We start from the raw sequence: 24,225 nt of genomic DNA on the forward strand, positions 1-24,225 counted from the left end.
CAGGGGCGGCGTTGGGTTCAGTTGGTCACGGCTTCGTTTTGCGGCAGTTGCTGCAGCAGGTCATGGAGCCAGTCCGGGTGTTTCAGGATGTCGTAGTGACCAGCGGCAATCAGTTCGTCGCTCAGTGCACCAGGCACTGGGCTGATGAAGTCCGCTTGCGGCGTGCTGGCCCACCAACAATGAGGACGGCAGCCGGTATCTGGCAGGACCTGCAATTGTTCGGACAACGCCTTGAGTTTCATCGCCACGATAAACGTATGGGCCAATTCTTCGGTGCTGATGCTGCTGTATGCCGAGTCGCCAGCGACATTGCCTTGCACCGATGCGATCAACTGTTCCAGGCGCGCAATGTCGCTGCCCGCCGGAATTTCAATCGCCGGCAAACGCCTGACAGCCACATCGAAGATGACTGCGAGGAAACCGCGCAAGTCATCGCTCCAGTCGTCCTCAGGCTGCGCCTGTTCTGCAGTCGGGGTGAAGGCATCGACCAACCCCACGAACTCCACGACTTGGCCCTGGCTTTCCAGCTCCTGCGCCACCAGTAACGCCAATGGGCCACCAAGGGACCAGCCCAACAGGTGGTAAGGGCCATCGGCCTGTTTCTGCCGGATGTACTGGGCGTAGTCAATGGCCATGGCCTGCAAGGATTCATCCTCCCAATCGCGGTCCAGCAGCATTCGGCACTGCAGGCCATAAACACTGCGCTGGCCGTCCAGACGCCGGGCCAGGGGCTCGTAGTCGAACACCGTGCCGAAACCGGCGTGCAGGCAGAACAGCGGCGCAGCATTGGCCACACGATTGTTGAGCAGCAACAGCGGGTCGAGGTTCTGCTCGCTCGGGGTGTAGCCCGACAGTTCGGCAATGGTCGGTTTGCCCATCATGTCGCGTAGCTTGAGGCTCAGCCCCAGTTCCGGTTGACTACGCACTTTGGACAACACTTTAAGCACTCGTAGCGAGTCGCCGCCCAGCTCGAAGAAGTTGTCGGTGACCCCGACTTGCTCTACCTCCAACACCTCTTGCCAGATCGCTGCCAAGGCTTTTTCCAGCGCGTTGCGCGGGGCGATGAACTGGCGTCCTTTGAAGTCCGGGTCGGGCAGGGCCTGGCGATCTAGTTTGCCGTTCGGGTTGAGTGGCAAGCACTCCAGCGCGAGGATTTGCACAGGCACCATATAGTCCGGCAGATCCTGTTGCAGTTCGCCACGCAGGCGCTCACCGAGGCCGGCCACGTCGCAGGCGACCACGTAGCCGATCAGTTGTTTGCCACCGGCAGTTTCCCGGGCAACCACTACAGCGTCCTGAACATCTGAAAGTTCGCGTAGACGTGCTTCGATCTCTCCCAGTTCAATGCGGAAGCCACGGATTTTTACCTGATTGTCCAAGCGCCCGAGATAATCAATCACCCCGTCCGCACGCTGGCGCACCAGGTCGCCTGTGCGGTACAGGCGTGCGCCGGTACTGGAAAACGGGTCGGCGACAAAACGCTCGGCGCTCAATCCGGGTCGCTGGTGATAACCGCGCGCCACACCTTCGCCGCCGATATACAGCTCACCGGCCACACCCTCTGGCACAACATTGAGGGCATCATCCAGCACGTAGAGAGTACGTTCGCCGACACGCTCGCCGATCGGCGCATAAACCGCGCCACACACGGCGTCTACCGGGACTTTCCACAGCAGTGGGGTCACCACGGTTTCAGTTGGCCCATAACCGTTGGTCAAGTACTGCGGTTTGAGGGCGCGCTTGACCAGTTCGAAGTTGGCGTCGGCCACTGCATCACCGCCAAAGCAGTAGATGCGTACCGGTGGTGGCGCCTGGTCCTGAGTCTGGGCGAACTCGGCGAGTTGCTGCAGATAAGCCGGCGGGAAGCAGGCGATGCTGATGGCGTGCTGATGCAACGCCTGCCAGGTTTCTTCCGCAGTCCATAGGCGATTGTCGCGTACCACCAGGCGAGCACCGCTGGCCAACGTCGACAGCCAGCGCTCCTGGGCACCGTCGAAGGCGAACGACATAAACAGTAACTCGCGGGTGCTGGCGTCCATGTCGTAGCGCCGGGCGATGGCCTGGCAATGCATGCGGATCTGCCCATGGCTGACTGCTACGCCCTTGGGTTTGCCAGTGGAACCGGAGGTGTAGATCAGATAGGCAAGGTTGTCATCCAGTACAGCGCTGGTAGGGCAATGGTCGGGCTGACTGTCCAGGCTCAGGCCGTCGAGCGCGATCAGTGCCGGCGCCCACGGTTGATTGAAGCGCGAATGCAGGCTTTCGTGGGTAATCAGCAAACTCATGGCCGAGTCTTCGACGATCCACTGCACGCGCTCCTGGGGATAGTCGATGTCCAGCGGCACATAGGCACCTCCGGTTTTCATGACCGCGTAGAACGCGACGATGACGTCAACTGAGCGCTCCAAGGCAATCCCGACAAAACTTTCCGGGCCTATTCCTTGGGCGATCAGGTAATGGGCCAGGCGGTTGGCGCGGGACTCCAGTTGCCCATAGGTCAACTGAGCTTCGGCACATACCACTGCGACGGCGTCTGGTGTGGCTGCTGCGTGGCTTCGGATGACCTCGGCCAGCAACGGCGCCGTTTCCTGCAAAGGGGCCAGTATGTTGCGTTGGTTGAGGCGTTGCTGCTCGTTGTTGCTGAGCATGGCCAGGCTGCCGAGGGTTGCGTCGGGGGTGTCGAGCATGGCGCACAGCAAGGTTTCGAAGCTAGTGCGGATTTGCTCGGTCGCTTCTGGGGTGAAGCGGTTGCGCAGGTACAGGAACTCGATGGTCAGGGTGTTGCCGAGGTTGATGGCCAGGTCCATTGCAAAGTTAGTGACGTCGCGGGTGCTGATTTCGCCGAAACGTAATTGGTTGTGCTCTGCCTCTTGCAGGCGTTCATCCACCGGATAGTTCTCGAACACGACAATGCTGTCGAAGAGTGGCGTTCCACCTTGACCCGACCAGCGCTGAACGTCGGCGAGGGAGGCGTGTTCGTGGTCGCGTATTTCCAAGTTGTAGTTTTGCAATGCTTGTAGCCACTGTCGCGCAGAGGCTTGTGGGTCTGGAGTTTGAATGATGGGAAGGGTGTTGATGAACAGCCCGAGCATTTCATCAGCGCCGGGCAGACTTGCTGGCCTACCGGCGACGGTGGCGCCAAAACAGACGGTGGCTTGCCCGGTATAGCGCTGCAAGAGCATCAGCCACGTAGCCTGGATCAGCGTGTTGGGCGTAACGCGCAGGCGCTGCGCGCACTCACGCAGATACTGGGTTCGATCCGCATTCCAAATCATGTATAGCGCTGCATGACCTTGGAGATCTGATGGCGCACGCGGGACGATGCTGTTTGCCAGATTCGTCGAACCACTGAACCCTTCCAGCTTGCCTCTCCAGAAAGTTTCCAGATCAATCAGGGACTGATTTCTCAGCCACTGGATGTAATCGCGGTAACTGCCTCGCTTAGCCGCCGGAGTCTGGCCATTGTAGATTTGGAACACTTCACCCAGCAGTCGCGAACTACTCCAGCCGTCCATCAGAATATGATGGCTGGTCCAGATAAGATGCATTCGCTGTTCATCGAGCTTGATCAATGTCAGCCTGACCAGCGGTGCGTGTAATAAATCAAAGCCTTTGTCTAGGTCATCCTTGGCTAACTGTTCAAGGTCTTGCGGCGTGACGGCTCGATTCTGCCAATCAATGATCTGAACGGGCAATCGGGCCTTGCGGTAGACAATTTGCAGCGGTTCAGCCAGATCGCTGGAGGACCAGAAACCCGTTCGCAGGATCTCATGGTGCTGGATCACGCGGTTCCAGGCGCTGATGAAACGGCTACTGTCCAGGCCTTCAACGGGTACCGACATCTGGTTGATGTAAAGCGCAACCTCTGCAGACTCTTGCGTATGGAACAAAATCCCTTGTTGCATGGGAGAGAGGGGATAGATGTCCTCGACGTCTTGCGAGGCTACAGGAAGCGTATTCAGGTGCTGCTGACTGAGTGCGGCGAGTGCGAAGTCTGATGGTGTGACGCCCGAATAGTGGCCATCGCAGCAGTGCTCAATGAGGGCTTTAAGCTCGTTGGCGTATTCATCCGCCAGGTGCTGAATAGTGCTTTCCTTGAACATCTGGGCGCTAAAGCCCCAGTTAAGACTTAATTCACCGCCATACACTTGGCCGTTGATGCTCAACCAGTTGTCCAGAGGGGCCTGCGGACTGCGTTCGGCACCAGCGCTGTCGTCGCACGGTGCGAAAAGCGCGTCTTTAGCATGGTCAAAACTGCTGTCGAACTGACCCAAGTAGTTGAAGGTGAGTCGCGGAACGGGCAGTGCACTCAGTGTTTGGCGTGAATGGTCATCGCCCAGATAACGTAGTGTGGCGTAGCCAATACCCTTGTCAGGAATGCGGCGTAACTGTTCTTTGACATGGGTAATTGACTCTCCCAAATCGCTGGTCGTAGAGAGTTTTACCGGGAAAACACTGGTGAACCAGCCGACAGTACGGGTCAAGTCGACATCTTCAAACAGATCTTCACGACCATGGCCTTCGAGTTGGATCACGCAGTCGGGACGCGCGGTCCATCGTGCAATGACGCGGGCGAGCGCTGTAAGTAACAGATCATTGATCTGAGTCCGATATGCAGCCGGGGCATCTTGCAGCAATTGACGGGTGAGTCGAGCGTCCAATCGTGTTTGTACACCACGGCCATGAGAACGCTCCAGGCTACCGGCACTATCATCGCAGGGTAGGGCGACGAAGGCGTCACGCAATTGTTCCTGCCAGTAGGGCAGTTGCTGACGCAAGGCATCGCTATGGGCATGATTGCTTAGTCGCTCGCCCCAGGTTTGCACCGAGCTGGTTTTGTTGGGTAATGTCAGTGATCGTGCGGCTTGCAATTGTTGGTAGATGGTTTGCAGATCCTCGAACAGGATGCGCCAGGAAACACCGTCAATCACTAAGTGATGAACTGCCAACAGCAAACGTTGACCGCCATCGTCCAGATCAATTAAAAGCGCGCGCAGCATAGGACCATTGGCCAGGTTCAGGCTACGCTGCGCGTCGGTGCACAGCCGAGCAATCTCATCGGTATCGTGGGCGGTAATCTGTTGAACGACGGCCGGAACTTCGCCACTGGCTTGGAAACTTGCCTGCCAGCCATGGTCGCTTTCCCGGAAGATCAGTCGCAATGCATCGTGATGCTGGATCAGAGCGTGCAAGGCGTGCTCTAGTAAACCAGCCTGAAGTGTTGTGCTCGGTTTGAGCAGCACGGACTGGTTCCAATGATGGCGCTCCGGTATCTCGGTCTCGAAGAACATATGTTGAATTGGTAACAGTAGTGCTGTTCCGCTGACGGCTCCTTGGTCGACTGATACAGCCTGTGTGCCAGCCTTCGCTACCCTAGCCAAACCCTCGATGGTCTGATGCTGGAATAGTTCTTTTGGGGTAAAACCAATTCCTGCCTGGCGGGCACGACTGACTACCTGAATGGAAATGATCGAGTCTCCGCCCAATTCGAAGAAGTTATCGTGTATGCCGATCTTTTCGAGCTTGAGGACATCTTGCCAAATGGCAGCGATGCGTTGCTCCATCTCGCTTTGCGGTGCGATGTAGGTTTGTTGCAGCAGGCCGGTATCTGGTGAGGGCAGGGCGTTACGGTCGAGTTTACCGTTGGCGGTCAGCGGCAAGTGCGGCAGGAACAGCAGGTGGCTTGGCACCATGTAATCGGGAAGGTGCTCTTTCAGATGCGCCTTGATGGTTTCACGCATACTGTCTTCAGTTGTGATTTGGCCGGGGACGATATAGGCAACGAGTTGCGCCTGGCCGCTCTTGCCCTTTTGTGCCAAGACGACGACTTGGCGTACAGCCTCCAGGTTCGACAGGACGGCTTCGATTTCTCCCAGCTCAATACGGAATCCGCGAATCTTTACCTGATGGTCGATGCGCCCGATGTATTCGATTACCCCGTCGGTTCGATAGCGGGCCAGGTCTCCGGTGCGGTAAAGGCGTGCGCCGTTTTGGGAAAACGGGTCTGCGATAAAGCGGGTTGCGCTCAGGTCTGTTCGGTTGAGGTAACCACGTGCCAAACCTGCGCCGCCTACATACAGCTCTCCGACGCACCCTTGGGCTACAGGATTGAGGTCGGAGTCCAGCAAATACCATGATAAATCATTCAGTGGCCGCCCGATTGGGCTGGTGGCGTCGCTCGATAGGTCGGCCAGGCTGATCGGTCGGTAGGTCACATGTACCGTGGTTTCGGTAATGCCATACATGTTGATCAATTGCGGTGAGCTATCGCCGAACTGCTCGAACCAAGGACGTAGGTTCTGGATCTCCAAGGCCTCACCACCAAATATGACGTAGCGCAGTGCCAGCTTTTTGTCTGAGTGCGGCGTTGCACAGACGCTGTGCATGAGTTGCTTGAACGCCGAAGGTGTCTGGTTAAGTACGCTCACCTGCTGTTCGCACAACAATGTGTAGAAGTCTTCCGGTGAGCGGCTGACTTCATGGGGCACGATAACCAGTCGGCCTCCGTACAATAGAGCGCCAAAAATCTCCCACACCGAAAAATCGAAGGCGTAGGAGTGAAAAAGGCTCCATACGTCCTGGGCGTCGAAGGAAAACTCTTTCTCGCAGGCGCTGAAGAGTCGCAGAACATTCTGATGGGTAAGTAGCGCGCCCTTTGGGTGACCAGTCGACCCCGAGGTGTAGATGACGTAAGCGAGACTCTCTGCCTCTACCGGGATCCGTGGGTTCTCCACGCTGTAGTGGTTTTGCTTGTCGGACTCCAGCAGCAGGATGCGGACATTGGACGTCACGGGTATCTGTTCAATCAGAGAGGCCTGCATAAGTACTAGTGTCAGGCCACTATCTTGGATCATGTAGGCGAGCCGATCATTCGGATAGGCCGGATCTAGAGGCACATAGGCACCGCCTGCCTTGAGAATCGCCAGCAAACCTATGACCATCTCCAGGCTTCTTTCGCTAGCCAGTCCCACCATGACTTCGGGACCGACACCCTGCTCGATCAGTTGATGGGCCAACTGATTCGCGCGTGTGTTGAGTTGTTCGTAACTTAACTGGTGTGTGCCCAGCGTCAGTGCTATGGCGTGCGGCGCACGTGTGGCGTGACCTTCGATGAACTGATGCAGACAGCCAGCCTCAGGATATTGCGTGACACGTGGGTTCCATTCTTCAAGCGTCTGCTGCAGCTCGTCAGCACTGTGTAGTGCCAACTCAGCGATACGCTGTTGGGGCGATTTGATAATACTCTGCAACAACGTTTGCCAGTGTTTGACCATACGTTCGATGGTTGCCCGCTCAAACAGGTCGGTGGCGTAAGTCAGGGCAGCGGAAAAACCATTAACTGACTCGAAGGTATTGAGGGTCAGATCAAACTGCGCAGTCCGGGTCTCCCATTTCAGACTCTCAACGGAGAGTTTCGTCAGGTGTTCCTTGGATGGTTGTCCGCTGTTCTGATGATTGAACAGTACCTGGAATAGTGGGCTGTGACTCAGGGTGCGTTCCGGGCGCAGTGCCTCGACCAAGTGCTCGAAAGGCAGGTCCTGATGCGCTTGTGCCTGCAATGCCGTGTGCTTGACCTGTTGCAAAAACTCACTGAATGGTAATTGACCATTCACATTGGCTTTAAGTACTTGAGTATTGACGAAGAAACCGATGAGTCCTTCAGTTTCCAGGCGATTGCGGTTGGCGATAGGCACTCCGACACATATCTCGGTTTGTCGGCTATAGCGATGCAGCAGCGCCTGGAACGAGGCTAACAGCAGCATGAACGGTGTCACGTTTAATTGCTGGGCGAGCTGCTTGAGCGACAGGCTCAGTGAGTTGGATAAGGAGAACTCCACCTTCGCGCCACGAAAGCTCTGTTCCAGCGGGCGTGGACGGTCCAGAGGCAATTCCAGGAGTGTTTGTTCGCCTCCTAGTTGTTGCGACCAATATGCGAGTTGACGCTCGCGTTCACCAGCCTCCATCCACTGGCGCTGCCAGATCGCGTAGTCGGCGTACTGCACTGGCAATGCTGGCAACGCAACATTCACTCCCTGGCTCTGGCCGGTGTATAGCTCAATCAGCTCACGCACCATGACTTGCATAGACCAGGCGTCGGAAACGATATGGTGTTGAACGATAACCAGCACGTGGTCGTCCGTAGCCAGTTGCAGCAGTTTCACTCGCAGGAGAGGACCTGATTGTAGGTCAAACAATTCTGCAGTCTGCGTTTCAACATACTTCTTGATCGCTTGTTCTAGCTCATCGGCAGGTGCCAGCGTGTCCAGGGTTATGGTCAAAGGTGTCGCCTGAGCGATGACTTGGACGGCCTGTTCGCCTTCAAGGAGAAAATGGGTGCGCAAGGTCTCATGACGTTCGATCAGCGAGCTGAAACTACGCTCCAGAGCCGGGACGTCGAGATCACCTTTCAGGCGCAGGGCTGCCGGAATATGGTAGGCAGCACTATCAGGGGCCAGTTGCCAAAGGAACCACTGACGTTCCTGAGCATATGACAATGGCAGGGAGGTACTGCGTTCTTGTGCTACCAGCGGGACATGCATACTAGAAGATGTCTCAAAAGCTTGCACGAACGCCCGCAGTTCACTGTGTTCAAACAGGCTTTTCAGGGCGACATCGCACTTGAGAGCCTGCCGGACCCGCGATATCACCTGAGTCGCCAGTAAAGAGTGGCCGCCTAGTTCGAAGAAGTCATCCGTCATACCGACCTGATCGATCTTCAGCACTTCTGCCCAGATATTGGCCACCGTGCGCTCGATATCATTTTGCGGCGCAATGTAAGTTTTACGCAGTTGATCGGCATCCGGGCGAGGTAGGGCTTTGCGATCAAGCTTGCCGTTGGGAGTCAGTGGCAGTGCGGGTAAAAACATCCAGTGAGGCGGGACCATATAGTCCGCCAGGCTCTGTTTGAGATGCAGCTTGAGGATTTGGCGCAGTTCGCTTTCAACCCGTAGTGAATGGGGGACGAGGTAAGCTACCAGTTGTGCCCCTCCCGGACCTTCTTGTGCCAGTACAGTGGCTTCGCGTACCTCTGGATGCTCAAGTAATCTCGCTTCGATCTCACCCAATTCAATTCGAAAGCCGCGAATTTTCACCTGATGATCGAGGCGGCTGATGTATTCAACTACACCGTCGTTACGGTAGCGGGTCAGGTCACCGGTGCGATACAGGCGTGCTCCCGGAGCCCCAAATGGATTAGGCACGAAACGTTCTGCAGTCAGCGCCGGTCGCTGGAAGTAGCCGCGAGCCAGGCCTTCTCCGCCGATCAACAGCTCGGCGCCTACGCCTATAGGTACCGCACACAGGTCATCATCCAGCAAAAACAGTGTGGTATTTGCAATTGGACGGCCGAGGTAAGGTTGGGTATGTGTGCGATCCAGAGCGTGGAGAGCGGACCAGATGGTAGTTTCCGTGGGGCCGTAAAGGTTCCAGACCTGATCCGACAACACGAGCATACGTTGCGCGAGTTCTTCAGGCAGCGCTTCGCCCCCGCAGAACAGCTTGCAGCCCTGCAGCACCAGACTATCGGGGCTGTCGAGCAGCATTCGCCATGTGGAGGGGGTGGCTTGCAGAACCGTTATCTCTTCTTCATGCACCAGCTTGAGTAACGAGTCAGGGTCTTGATTGATCGCCTGGCCGGTCAATGTCACGAGGGCGCCAACGGAGAGCGGCACATAGATTTCCAGGCCAAAAATATCAAACGAGAATGTTGTCAGCGACAAGACTCGGTCCTGACTGGAAACCCCGGGTAATCGCGTCATGCTGGTGACGAAGTTGCTCAAGGCACCGTGGGACACCATCACGCCTTTTGGCTTGCCCGTCGAGCCAGAGGTGTAGATTACGTAAGCCAAATGCTCCGCAAAGAGGGGTTGTCGTGGATTGACGTCGGGATAATGCTCCAGCCAGTTGTGTGCTTGATCCAGATTCAACGCCTGAACACTATTGGGAACAGGCATCCGGGGTAGCACGAAACTCTGGGTCAGCAGCAAGGCGATCCCACTGTCCTGCATCATGTAGGCCAGGCGGTCTTCGGGATAGCTAGGATCAAGTGGCACATATGCACCGCCGGCCTTAAGCACAGCCAGCAACCCGATAATCATCTCCACGCTGCGCTCGAGGGCGATGCCTACCAGTACGTCTGGGCCTACTCCCAGTTCGATCAATTTGCCTGCCAGGCGGTTGGCACGGCTGTTGAGCTGTTGGTAGGTCAGTCGTTGCTCTGCGAATACCAATGCAATGGAGTCGGGTGAGAATTCGGCCTGGTTTTCGATTAGCTGGTGCACCCGCAGTTCGCGGGGGTAGTCGACGGTACTGCTGTTCCACTCCTCAAGTATTAGCTGCTGTTGCGCAGTGTCGAGCAATGGCAACTGAGCGACAGATTGCAGGGGGTTGGCCACGGCCGCTGTCAGCAGGCATTGCCAGTGGCGGCTCATGCGTTCGATAGTGGCGGGTTCGAATAAGTCGGTGGCGTAAGTGAAGGCGCCGCAGAACCCTTGTGGGGTTTCTAGCACAGTCAAGGTCAGGTCAAATTGTGCGGTCGAGTTTTCCCAGCTCAGTCCTTCCATCATCAAGCCAGAAAGTTGACGGCTGCGCTCATCATGATCGGCGACGCTAGCCTTCTGATGGTTGAACATCACCTGAAACAGCGGGCTATGGCTCAGGCTGCGCTCTGGATGCAGCGCCTCGACGAGTTGTTCGAAGGGCAACTCCTGGTAGGCCTGGGCGTCAAGGGATGTTTGTTTGACCTGGGCAAGCAATTCGCTGAAGGGGCCTAGGGGTGATATGTCCGCCTTGAGCACCTGAGTATTGACGAAAAAGCCGATCAGCCCCTCGTTCTCGACCCGGTTTCGATTGGCGGTTGGAACCCCCACCCGGATGTCCGTTTGTCGGCTGTAACGATGAAGCAAAGCCTGAAACGAGGCTAGTAGAACCATGAACGGAGTGACATTGTGCTGTTGAGCCAATTGTTTGATGCCTGTTCCCAGTGCATCGCTCAGCTCAAATGAGCACTGTGCCCCACGAAAACTCTGCACCGCCGGCCGCGGATAGTCCGTCGGCAATTCCAGCACCGGCTGCTCCCCGCCCAATTGCTTGTTCCAGTACGCCAGTTGCCGCTCACGCTCGCCCGCTTCCATCCAGTGCCGTTGCCAGATGGCGTAGTCGGCATACTGGATCTGCAACGGCGCCAGGGTGATGTCCTGTCCCCGGACGAAGGCGCCGTAAACCTGCACCAGTTCGCTGACCATGATTTGCATGGAGGCGCCATCGGAGACAATGTGGTGTTGGGTCAGTACCAGTACGTGGTCGTCGTTGGCCAGGTGTAGCAACTTGACTCGCAGCAGTGGGCCGTTGTGCAGGTCGAAGGGTTGTTGGGTTTCGTGTTCGACGAAGTCTTTGATCTGCTGTTGTTGTTCGCTTTCGCTCAGGTGTGCGTCTAGGCGGACTAGTTCCACCGCGAGGGGCATGTGAGGGGCGATGACTTGCACCGCGCGCTCATCGATTTGCTGGAAGGTGGTGCGCAGGCTTTCATGGCGTGCCACCAGGGTGTTGAACGCGTGTTCCAGTGCTGGCACGTCCAACGCGCCGCGCAGACGCAGGGCGGTGGGGATGTGGTAGGCGGCGCTGGTGGGATCCAACTGCCAGAGGAACCATTGGCGCTCCTGGGCAAACGACAGCGGGATGAGCTCGAACTCACTGCGCACTTCGGGGATCGGCAGGTTGGCGGGCGAGACGCCTTCGGCCAGCATTTTTTCCAGGTACAGCGTGCGCTTGTCCAGGGGCAGGGTGATGAAACGCTTGGCGATTCGGGTGGCGACGCTCTTGTCCATTACAGTTGCTCCATATCGTCAAGCAGCGCTTCGAGCTTGCTCAATTTTTCGGTATCGAATTGCCCACCGCTGCTTTGCAGTTCACTGACGAAAGCGCCCAGGGTGGGGAATTGAAAGAGTTGTTGTGGGGTCAGCTGCATGCCCAGCTCCAGTTGGGCGCGTGAGACCACGCGCACCACCAGCAGGGAATGCCCGCCCAGTTCAAAGAAGTTGTCATCCAGGCCTACGCGCTCCAGTTCCAGGACTTGTTGCCAGATATCCGCCATCTGTTGTTGCAACGGGGTCTGGGGGGCGACAAAGGCGCGTTGCGACTGGACGGCCTCAGGCATAGGCAAGGCTTTGCGATCCAGTTTGCCGTTGGGCGTCAGCGGCAGTTGATCGAGGAACACCAGGTGCGCAGGGACCATGTAGGCCGGCAGGTTTTCCTGGAGCCTGGCCTTGATCAGCGGGCGCAGTTGGTCCTGGGATGCTGCGTCAGGGAGTGATTGACGGGTAACCACGTACGCCACCAGCTGCTGGCCGTCGAGGTGTTCCTGGGCTAGCACCACTGCTTCGCGTACGTCGGGGTGTTGTAGCAGGCGGCTTTCGATTTCGCCCAGCTCGATGCGGAATCCGCGGATTTTCACCTGGTGGTCGATACGCCCGATGTATTCAATCACCCCATCCTGGCGATAGCGGGTCAGGTCACTGGTGCGGTAGAGCCGCTCGCCACTTGTCGAGAACGGGTTGGGCACGAATTTTTCAGCGGTCAGCGCCGCCCGGCCCAGATAACCTCGGGTTATGCCGGCGCCGGCCAGATACAGCTCGGCCGCAACGCCCAGGGGAGCTGGTTGCAGGTCCTGGGTGAGCAGATAGCTGGCGGTATTGCCGACCGGGCGGCCGATGTTGGCCGAGCCTGCGACTTCGCGGCGGGTCCAGGTGGAGTAGGTGGTGTCCTCCGAGGGGCCGTACAGGTCGTAGATGTGGGTGACGCTGGTTTGTTCGTAGAGCGTATCCACCAGGGTCTGTTTCAGTGGTTCACCGGCGAGGTTGATGATGCGTACGCTGTCTGGAATCTGCGCGGCACGTTGCAAGGCGTTGATAGCAGAAGGCACGGTATTGATCAGGCGCACCTGATCGCGTGCTGGCAGGGTTGGCAGTTCCAGGGCATTGCGCGCCAGAACGATATGGCCACCGCAGGCCAGGGTCACGAACAGCTCCCACACCGACAGGTCGAAACAGATCGAGGTCGAGGCCAGTACCCCTTGCAAGTCTTCGCGTGAATACACCTGAGCAGACCAGCGAACCAGGGCGCAAACGTTGCGATGGGCAATGGCCACGCCTTTGGGCAGGCCAGTGGAACCCGAGGTATAGATCACGTAGGCCAGGTTATCGGGGGTTACCGTAGTGACAGGCTGCTGCTCGCTGTAACCGGCCAGCCAGGCGTCACTGGGCTCGATCGTCAGCACTTGAGTGGTCGCGTGGGCGCGCAATTCGTCCGGCAATTGTTGGCCAACCAGCAGCAGGTGCGCGCGGCTGTCGTCGAGCATGTAAGCCACGCGGTCGGCCGGGTAGTCGGGGTCCAGCGGCACATAAGTGCCACCGGCCTTGAGTACTGCCAGCAATGCGACCAGCAGGTCGCCGGTACGTGGCATGGCTACGCCGACCCGCACTTCCGGGCCGACCCCAAGCTCAATCAACTTGTGGGCGAGGCGGTTGGCACGTTGGTCCAATTGCTGGTAGCTCAGGCGTTGCTCACCGTCGATCAGTGCCAACTGCCCGGGGGTTTCCTGGGTCTGGCGATTGATCAGGTGGTGAATGCACTGTTCATCGGCAACCGACAGTGGAGCGCTGTTCCATGTGTTGAGGATCAAGGCTTGTTCGGACTTGTCCAGCAGGTTTAGCGAGCCCAGCGCACGGTCGGCGCTGTCCATCAAACCGTTCAACAGTTGATCCATGTGCCGGGCGATCTGCTCGATCAGCGCATCGCTGAAATTCGCCCGCACGTAGCGGTACTGCAGGGTCAGGCTGGCACCCAGGCCAACGCTCAGGGTCAGTGGATAGTTGGTCTGCTCCTGGCTATGCACCGGGCCAAAACGCAGGCCTTGCGGTGCACCTTGTTCCAGGGCTTCGGAGATCGGGTAGTTCTCAAACACCAAGATGTTGTCGAACAGGCTTTCGCCTCCCACACCTGCCTGGCGCTGGGTTTCGAACAGTGGTGTGTGTTCATGCTCACGCAAGGACAGGTTCTGTGCCTGGACCTGCTGTAGCCACTGCGCAACGCTTTGCTCTGGGCGCGGGCTGGCCGCCACGGGCAGGGTGTTGATGAACAGGCCGATCTGTTGCTCGACGCCATTGAGCTGTGCCGGACGCCCGGCCACGGTGGCACCGAAGCACACCGTGGTTTGGCCGGTGTAACGCTGCAACAGGAGTAGCCACGCCGCTTGCACCAGGGTGTTGGTGGTCACTTTCTGTTGGCGGGCAAAGGTGTTGAGGCGCTCGGTAGTGGCGGGGTCAATGACCTTGCGGTATTCGCCATGGCCTTCTCCAGGTACTAGCGTCACGCTTTGGCCGAGCAGGGTTGGCGACTCCAGGCCGCGCAATTGCTCTTGCCAGAAGCGCTGGCTGGCGGCGCTGTCCTGCTGCTGCAACCAGGCGATATAGTCGCGATAGCGCCCGGTATTGGCGGTTACGGCTTGCCCACTGTAATGCTGCAACACCTGGCCCATGAGCTGGGAGTTGCTCCAGCCGTCCATCAGGATGTGATGACCGGTGTAGATCAGGTGATAGCGCTCGGCGCCGGTCTGTACCAGGGCCAGGCGCAACAACGGTGCTTGATCCAGCACGAACGGCCGCTGCAGTTCAGTCAGGGCCAGCGTGTCAAGTTGCTGTGCATCGTGGCTGCCCAGGGCGTATACGCTGAACGGCACCTGCGCTTGCTTGAGTACCCACTGCAATGGTTGCTCCAGCCCTTGCCAGACAAAACCTGTGCGCAGGATGTCGTGATTGTCCATCGCTGCTTGCCAGGCCTGCTGGAAACGCTGCGGGTCAAGCCCGTCGATATCCACGCGCAATTGGTTGATGTAATTGCCGGTCCCTTGTTCATACAAGGTATGGAACAACATACCCTGCTGCATCGGCGACAATGGGTAGAGGTCGGCGATCTGTGCGGCAGGTATGGGCAAGCGATCCAGCTGTGCCTGACCAATAGCGGCCAGAGGCACATCCGAGGGCGTCAGGCCGCGGTGGGCCGGATCAAGGCAATGGGCGATGAGGGCGGCAAGCTCTTCGGCGTATTCATCAGCCAGGCACTGGATGGTGGCCTCGTCGAACATCTCACGGCTGAACAGCCAGTTCAGGCTCAACTCGCCAGCGTAGATCTGGCCGTTGAGCGTCAACCAGTTGCCCAGCGGCGCGTCCGGGCTTTGCTCGGCACCCGTACCTTCGCTGGCCGGGCTGAACAGGGCCTGTGCATCGGCGCTGAAGCTGCCATCGAACTGGCCCAGGTAGTTGAAGGTAATGCGCGGCTCAGGCAGGGCCGCCAAGGTTTCGCAGGCCCGGGCATCGCCCAGGTAGCGCAAGGCACCGAAGCCGATTCCTTTGTTGGGGATGGCCCGCAGTTGTTCCTTGATCTGCTTGATCGACGCACCCAGGTCATTGGCGACAGGCGTCAGTGCCACCGGGAACAGGCTGGTGAACCAGCCTACGGTGCGCGTCAGGTCCACGGGTTCGAACAGCTCTTCACGGCCATGGCCTTCAAGCTGGATCAAGCACTGTGGGTGGTGGGTCCATCGACTGATCACCCGTGCCAGCGCTGTCAGCAGCAGGTCATTGATCTGGGTGCGGTAGGCGGCGGGAGCTTCTTGCAGCAACTGCCGGGTAAGGGCCTTGTCCAGCCGGGTATTGACGCTATGACCGTGACGGTTTTCCAGGCTGGCGTCGCAGCGAGCACCAGGCAGCTTGCCCTGGGCATCTTTCAACTGGGACTGCCAGTAAGCGAGCTCTCCCGCCAGGCCACCCTGGGTGGCATGGCGTTGCAGATGCTCGGCCCAGGTTTTGCCTGAGTCGGTTTTTGCCGGCAGGCTGATGATCTGCCCCGCTAAGGCTTGCTGGTAAGCGGTCTGCAAGTCTTCAAACAGGATGCGCCACGACACGCCATCAATCACCAGGTGGTGGGCCGCCAGCAGCAGGCGCTGGGTGTTATCGGCCAGGGTCACCAGCACCGCTCGCAGCAGGGGGCCCTGGGCCAGGTCGAGACTGGCCTGGGCCTGGTTGCACAACTCGTCCAGCTCCGTGGTGGAGAGGGCGCAGGCTTGGTACAACGCAGGAGCCTGTTGCCAGTCCTGCTGCTGTTGTGCCACCGAGCGATAGTTGGCCTGCCAGCCTGCAGTGTTTTCGCTGAAGCTCAGGCGCAAACCGTCATGATGGAGGATCAGGGCCTGCAGCGCCTGCTCGAGCGCATCGGCCTGCAACGGTGCCTGGGCCGATAGTAGTACTGCCTGGTTCCAATGGTGACGCTCGGGGATCGCCCGCTGGAAAAACGCCTGCTGTACCGGCAGTAGAGGGGTCGGCCCCGTGAGCGGTTGTTGATCGATTTCCTGCGCGGGCGTACCGGTGCGGGCCAGGATGGCCAGTTGTTGTACGGTCTGGGCTTCGAACAGTTCTTTGGGGCTGAATTGAATCCCGGCCTGGCGCGCGCGACTGACTACCTGGATGGAGATGATCGAATCGCCGCCCAGTTCGAAGAAGTTATCGGTCAGGCCGACGTTCTGTACCTTCAGTACGTCTTGCCAGATATTGGCGATTTGCTGTTCCAACTCGCTCTGCGGGGCAACGTACCGGACCTGCACCTGGCTGGCATCTGGTGCCGGCAGGGCCTTGCGGTCCAGCTTGCCGTTGGGACTCAGCGGCAGGGCATCGAGGAACACCCAGAGTGCCGGGACCATGTAGTCCGGCAGGTGCTCCTTGAGGGTGTTCTTGAGGGTCTCGCGCAGTGCTTCGTTGGCGTTGGCGCTTGGCACCACGTAACCGACCAGTTGCAGGCCGCGACCGCTGTCCACAGCCAGCACGGCGGCCTCACGAACCTCGGCCTGCTCCAGCAGGCGTGCCTCGATTTCTCCCAGCTCAATGCGCAGACCACGAATCTTCACCTGATGGTCGACACGGCCGATGTACTCGATCACGCCATCGGCTCGCTGCCGCGCCAGGTCGCCGGTGCGATACAGGCGCTGGCCTTTGGTAAAGGGGCTGGCAACAAAGCGCTCGGCAGTCATGCCCGCACGGCGGTGGTAACCACGGGCCAAGCCTTCACCGCCCAGGTATAACTCGCCCACCAATCCCACCGGTAATGGGGCCAGATCGCTATTGAGAACGAACGTGCTGAGGTTAGCGATGGGCTGGCCGATCGGTACGGTGTGAGCCTGTTCCTCGCGGCAGGTCCAGTGGGTGACGTCGATGGCAGCTTCAGTAGGGCCATACAAGTTGTATAGGCTGGCACCCGGCAGGCGGGCGAACACCTGTTGTTGCGTATCCACCTGCAAGGCCTCGCCGCTGCAGATAATCCGGGTCAGGCCGGTGCAACGCTCACTGCTATCGTCTTGCAGGAAGGCTTGCAGCATCGACGGTACGAAATGCAGGGTCGTCACCTGGTGCTCGGTGATCAATTGCACCAGTTTTTGCGGGTCACGATGATCCCCAGGACCCGCCACGACAAGGCGGGCACCTGTCATCAAGGGCCAGAAAAACTCCCACACCGATACATCAAAGCTAAACGGGGTTTTTTGCAACACGGTGTCGTCGCCGCTTAACCCATAGGCTTGCTGCATCCAGCACAGACGGTTGGTCAGGGCACTGTGGCGGTTGCCGGCACCTTTGGGTTTGCCGGTAGAGCCCGAGGTGTAGATCACGTAGGCGAGGTTTTCCGCTGCCACGCTAATAGCTGGATTGGTGTCCGGCAAGGCATCCAATGCCAGGGTATCCAGGCACAAGGTATGGAGTGTTGCTGGCAGTGGCAGGGTGCTGAGCAGCGATTGCTGGGTCAGCAGCAGGTCGATACCACTGTCGTCGATCATGTAGGCCAGGCGATCAGTCGGATACTCAGGATCCAGCGGCACATAGGCCCCGCCCGCCTTGAGGATGGCGAGCAAACCAACGACCATTTCCACGCTGCGTTCCAGCGCAATCCCCACCAGTCGGTCCGGGCCTACGCCCAGAGCGATCAGATGATGGGCCAGTAGGTTGGCCCGGGCGTTGAGTTGGGCGTAGCTGAGACGAACATCTGCAAATATCAGGGCCGCTGCGTCGGGAGTCTGCTCGACCTGGTGTTCGATCAGCGCCTGTACCGGCCGCTCCAACGGGTAGTGCCTGGCAGTATCGTTCCAGCGATGCACAACCTGCGCGCGCTCGCTGTCGTCCAGCAAGTTTAGCTCGCCGATGGCTCGGTCCGGCCGTTCGGTGAGGCGCAACAGCAGGTTGTGCAGGTGCTCCGCCATCCGTTCGATCACGGCATCGCTGAAGGCGTCGTGGGCGAAGCTGTAGTGCAGTGACAGGGTTTCCCCGGCATTCAGGGCCAGAGTCAGCGGGTAGTTGGTCTGTTCGTAGGTGTCGACGTTGCCAAACTCCAGGCCTTTGGGGGCCTGTTGTTCAAGAGCGTCGGCGATCGGGTAGTTTTCGAACACCAACAGCGTGTCGAATAACGCTTCGCCGTTGTGCCCGGCCCAGCGTTGAATATCGGCCAGCGAGGTATGTTCGTATTCGCGCAACGACAGGTTCTGCGTTTGCACGGCCTGTAGCCATTGATCGACCCGGGTTTGCGGGTTGACCGTGGCAATCACCGGCAGGGTATTGATGAATAGTCCGACTTGCTGCTCGATACCGGCGATATCTGTCGGGCGCCCGGCGACGGTGGCGCCGAAGCACAGGCTGTCCTGTCCAGTGTAGTGATGCAACAGAAGCAGCCAGGCGCCTTGCAGCAGAGTGTTGAGGGTGACTTTCTGGCGACGGGCAAACTCGTTGAAGTAACGGGTCTCGACGATACCGAAGTGCTGGTAATGATTACCGTGGCCGGTGGCGGTGGTAGGTACGCTGACCAGGCTGCTGGCAAGGCGGGTGGGTTCTTGCAGTGTCGCCAGTTGGGCTGCCCACCAGGTTTGGCTGGCGCTGCTGTCCTGGCGTTGCAGCCAGGCGATGTAGTCGCGGTAGCGCCCCATTCTGGCCGGCAAGGTCTGGCCGGCGTAGCGTTGGAGGATCTCGCCCATGAGTTGGGAGTTGCTCCAGCCGTCCATCAGGATGTGGTGTACGGTGTAGATCAGGTGGTGTTGGGCTTCCCCGGTCTGAATCACCTGCACGTCCAGTAGCGGCGCACGAGCCAGGTCGAAGCGCTGTTGCAAACGCTCCCAGGCCAGTTTATCCAGTGCTGGTTGCAGGTCTGCGTGTTGCTGCCAGTCGTGGCAGACCATGGGCAGTGTCAATCGCTTATGGACCACTTGTACCGGTTGTTGCAGCTCACCTTGCCAGATGAACGAGGTACGCAGGATATCGTGGGCGTCCATCGCCTGTTGCCAGGCATCACGCAAGCCTTGTGGGTCGAGGCCGGTAACGTTCAGGCGCATCTGGTTGACGTAGGCGCCAACGTTTTGCTCGTAGAGCGAATGGAACAGCATGCCTTGCTGCATCGGCGCCAGCGGGTAGATGTCGTCGATCTGCGTGACGGCTATTGGCAGTGCGTCTAGTTGCGCTTGGTCGAGGTGGGCGAGGGGGAAGTCCGAAGGCGTTACGCCACGGTTATGTGGGTCGCAGCAATGCTCGATCAGTTGTGTCAGCTCCTCGGCGTATTCATCGGCCAGGGCTTGCATGCGTGCGGGCTCGAACATCTGCGCACTAAAGGTCCACACCAGGCTCAGTTCGCCGTCGTATACCTGGCCGTTGAGGGTCAACCAGTTACTCAGCGGTGCCTCGGCGCTGTGTTCAGCACCGCTGCTTTCAGGAGCTGGAGCAAAGAGGGCGTCGTCGTTGGCGTTGAAGCTGGTGTCGAACTGGCCCAGGTAGTTGAAAGTGATGCGTGGCACTGGCAGCGCTTGTAGTACTTGCCGCGTCTCGGGGGGGGCCAGGTGGCGCAGGACGCCGAAGTCCAGGCCTTTGTTCGGGATGCTGCGCAATTGCTCCTTGATCTGTTTGATCGTGGTGCCGTGGTCGGACTGGGGCGTCAAGCACACCGGGTACACCGTGGTAAACCAGCCCACGGTGCGGGTCAGGTCGATGTCGTCGAACAAGGTTTCGCGGCCATGGCCTTCGAGTTGGATCAGCACCTGTGGCTGGGCGGTCCAGCGGCTGATGACCCGTGCCAGTGCAGCGAGCAACAGATCGTTGATCTGTGTGCGGTAGGCGCTCGGGGCATCTTGCAGCAGACGTCGGGTCAGATCCTGATTGAGATGGGTATTGACGGTCTGACTGTCTGCTTTCTTCAGGCTGGCGTCAGCGCGTATCACTGGCAGATCGGCGCAGCCGTCTGCCAGTTGTTGCCAATAGGCGATCTGTCCTTGAAGTTCGGCACTTTGACCGTAGTCCAGCAGACGCTGGCCCCAGGCTTTATAGGCGCTGGTTTTCTCCGGTAAGGAGAAACCTTCACCCGCTTGCACCTGACGATAGGCCATCTGCAAATCATCGAACAAAATCCGCCACGACACGCCGTCCACCACCAGGTGATGAATAGCCAGCAGCAAACGCTGGCTACCGTCCCCCAGGCTGACCAGCACCGCTCTAAGCAACGGCCCGTCTTGCAGGTTGAGGCTGCGTTGGGCTTCGTCGCCCACCGAGTGCAACTGTGTGGCGTCGTCGATGCGGGTTTGCCATAGCACCGAGGCTGTGCTCGGGCGGTATTCGGCGTGCCAGCCGTGTTCAGCCTGGGTGAAATTCAGGCGCAGGGCGTCGTGGTGGTGGATCAGGGCGTTGAGGGTCTGTTCCAGCAGGTGCGGGTCCAGGGGGGTGGCGGGTTTGAGCAGGACTGATTGGTTCCAGTGGTGACGCTCGGGGATGTCGGTGTCGAAGAACAGGTGTTGGATCGGCAGCAGCGGGGCTGGGCCTGTGACCGGGCCCTGGTCGATTGCGAGGCCCTGGCCGTGGTTTTTTGCCACGCTGGCCAGGCCCTGGATGGTCTGGTGCTGGAACAGGTCCTTGGGGGTGAAGTGGATACCGGCCTGGCGCGCGCGGCTGACGACCTGGATGGAGATGATCGAGTCGCCGCCCAGTTCGAAGAAGTTGTCGTTCAGGCCGATTTTTTCCAGCTTGAGTACGTCTTGCCAGATGCTGGCGATACGCTGTTGCACTTCGTTCTGCGGGGCTACGTAGGCGTGCAGGGCCTGGCTCGCGTTGGGGGCGGGCAGGGCCTTGCGGTCGAGTTTGCCGTTGGGGGTCAAGGGCAGTTGCGCGAGGATCAGCAGGTGGCCGGGGACCATGTAGTCCGGCAGGTGTTCGCCGAGGTGGGCCTTGAGGGTCTCGCGCAAGGCGTCCTGGCGGGCAGTGTCCGTTGCCAGCGCTGTCGGCACCACGTAGCCCACTAACTGCGCGCCGCCCAGGGTTGGGTGGGCGATGACCACGGCTTCGCGCACCGCCTCGTGTTGCAGCAGTTGCGCTTCAATTTCCCCCAGTTCGATACGCAGGCCGCGGATTTTGACCTGATGGTCGATGCGCCCGATGTAGTCGATGACCCCATCGGCGCGGTAGCGGGCCAGGTCGCCGCTGCGATACAAGCGCGCGCCGTTGCCTGCGAACGGATCGGGAATAAAGCGTTCGGCGGTCAGTCCCGGGCGCTGGTGGTAGCCCTGCGCCAGGGAGTCGCCGCCGATCAGCAGTTCGGCGCTGGTGCCCATGGGGCACAGTTGCAGGTCGTGGTCCAGCAGGTAGGTGCGCACGTTGGCGATGGGGCGGCCGATAGGGGCAATGGCACCCTCGGGCAAACTCTGGACATCAAAGAAGGTGCTGTCGATGGTGGCTTCGGTTGGGCCGTAAAGGTTGCACAGGCGGCCGTTCCAGCGTTCGCGCAATTGTGCGACCAGCGGGGTGCCGAGGGCTTCGCCGCCGAGCAGCAGCAGGCGCAGGGATTGCATCTGTGCGCCCTGTTCATCGGCGAGCAAGGCTTGCAGCAGGGAAGGCGCCATTTGCAGCACGCTGATGCGCTGGGCGGCTACTTGCGACCACAGCACTGACAGGTCTTCGGCCAGCTCGCTGGAAGCCAGGACCAACTGCGCACCGTTGAGCAATGGCAGCCAGAACTCCCACACCGAGGCGTCGAAGCTAAAGGCGGTTTTTTGCAAGACCCGGTCCGCAGCGCTCAGGCCCAGTTCGCCCTGCATCCACAGCATATGGTTGGTCAGGGCGCCATGACGCACTTGCACGCCCTTGGGCTGCCCGGTGGAACCGGAGGTGTAGATCATGTAGGCCAGGTTGTCGGCGCTGACCGTTACCTGGGGGTTGGCGCTGTCATAGCCTTCCAGCCAATCGCTGTCCTGATCCAGGCTCAGGGACGGCAGGCTGTCAGGGGCGGGCAATGCCAGGCTGCTTTGGCTCAGCAGCAGGCCGATGCCGCTGTCGTTGATCATGTAGGCCAGGCGTTCGGCGGGGTAGGCCGGGTCCAGCGGCACATAGGCGCCGCCGGCCTTGAGCACGGCCAGCAGGGCGATGACCATCTCCAGGCTGCGCTCAAGGCCAAGGCCCACGCAGACGTTGGGGCCGACGCCCAGTTCCAGCAGTTTGTGGGCCAGTTGGTTGGCGCGGCGATTGAGCTGGTCCAGGGTCAGTTGCTGGTCGCCGAACACCACGGCGACAGACTGTGGCTGGCGTTCGGCTTGCTTGGCGACCAACACATGCACAGGTTCTGCGTCGGGGTAGTCGACGGCCGTGGCATTGCACTGCGCCAATTGCTGCCCGCGCTCTTGGTCGCTGAGCATCGGCAGTTCGCCGATCAGGGCATGGGGATGCTCGATCATGGCCTGCAACAGGTTCTGCCAGTGCCCGGCCAGGGTGGCGACGGTCGCCGGACGCAAGCAAGCGGCGTCGTATTCAAAATGCGCGGTGATCTGCTGCTGGCTGTATTCCACGTCCAGCGACAGGTCGAACTTGGCCTGCAGCGGGTGGCTGTCCATAAACCTCAGCTCCAGCGGGCCCAGGTGCAGGGCCTCTTCCTGCGCGGCGCCGACGCGCCAGTTGAACAGGGTCTGGAACAGCGGGTTAGCCTGGGGGCTGCGTTGCAGGTGCAGGTCTTCGAGGATCAGCTCGATGGGGTAGTCGGCATGTTCCAGGGCGGCCAGGGACTGCTGGCGCAGGCCCTGGAGGAACGCGCTGCAGGTTTGCTCGGGCGCCAGCCGCGCGCGATACACCTGGCTGCTGACAAAAAAGCCCACCAGGTCCTGGATCTGCGCCTGGTTACGGGTGGCGTTGGGCACACCGACGGTGAAATCGACCTGGCCGCTGTAGCGCCCCAACAGCAACTGCCAGGCGCCCAGGAGCACCACGAAAGGCGTCAGGCCCTGTTGCTGGCAAAAGGTCTGGAGGCGCTCGCTCAGGTGGGCGGGCAACGCGTGCCGATGATGGCCGGCACCGGCGCTCTTTTCCAGGCGCTCGCGAGGCAGCTGCAGGGTGGGGATTTCGTCGCCCAGGCAAGCTTTCCAATACTGCGCGGCTGCGCTGTGTTGCGGCGTCTGCGGGTAGTCCTGGCGCTGCCACTGGGCGTAATCGGCGTACTGGATGGCCGGGCGCGGCAGGGCCTGGCCCGGTTGGCCGAGGGCGCTGGCCAGGTCGTGGGTCAGGATCGGGTTGGACCAGGCGTCCGAGACAATGTGGTGCATGTTGAGCAGCAGCACGTAGTCCTGTTCGGCCCGTTTGAGCAGGCTGCTGCGAATCAGCGGCGCCTGGCGCAGGTCGAAGGGTTGGGTGGCGTGCTGGCGGATACGCTGTTGCAGCAGCAGGTCGCGCTGCTGGCTGTCCAGGGCGCTCAGGTCCTCTTCCAGCAGGGTCAGCCGCGCATCATGCTCGATGACTTGCAGCGGCGTGCCGTCGGTGTCGCGAAAGGCGGTGCGCAGGATATCGTGGCGGTCGATCACCCGGTTCAGCGCTGCTTCCAGGGCGCGCGCGTCTACCGGGCCCTTGAGGGCAATCGTCCGTGGCAGGTTGTAGGCATGGCTCTGGGGATCGAACTGTTGCAGGAACCACAGGCGCTGCTGGGCGAACGACAGCGGTACCGGGTCATGCCCGGCGAGGCTCTGGATGGACTGCCCGGCGCCGGCTTCATCGGCCAGCAACAGGGCCAGCAGGTCGTCGTCGGGAAGTTGGTTCAATTGGTTCATGATCGATCTCGTCGCCGTCGGCAGAGGAAATAAGCTGTGTCAGGAAGACGAAGTTCGATCGATCAGATTTAGGCGCAATAGCC

At 59.7% G+C, this 24,225-nt stretch carries 2 protein-coding genes; both read right to left on the reverse strand.

The window, feature by feature from the left end; genetic code table 11:
- Window positions 1-17 precede the first annotated feature (17 nt).
- Window positions 18-11,825, reverse strand: a complete 11,808-nt coding sequence (locus tag HBO05_RS24865) for a non-ribosomal peptide synthetase (protein WP_172314478.1) — start codon at window positions 11,823-11,825, stop codon at window positions 18-20.
- Window positions 11,825-24,142, reverse strand: a complete 12,318-nt coding sequence (locus HBO05_RS24870) for a non-ribosomal peptide synthase/polyketide synthase (RefSeq protein WP_172314480.1) — start codon at window positions 24,140-24,142, stop codon at window positions 11,825-11,827. The genes HBO05_RS24865 and HBO05_RS24870 overlap by 1 nt, the downstream gene beginning before the upstream one ends.
- Window positions 24,143-24,225 lie beyond the last annotated feature (83 nt).

This window comes from Pseudomonas sp. WS 5079 (genome assembly GCF_012985465.1).
GTDB lineage: Bacteria > Pseudomonadota > Gammaproteobacteria > Pseudomonadales > Pseudomonadaceae > Aquipseudomonas.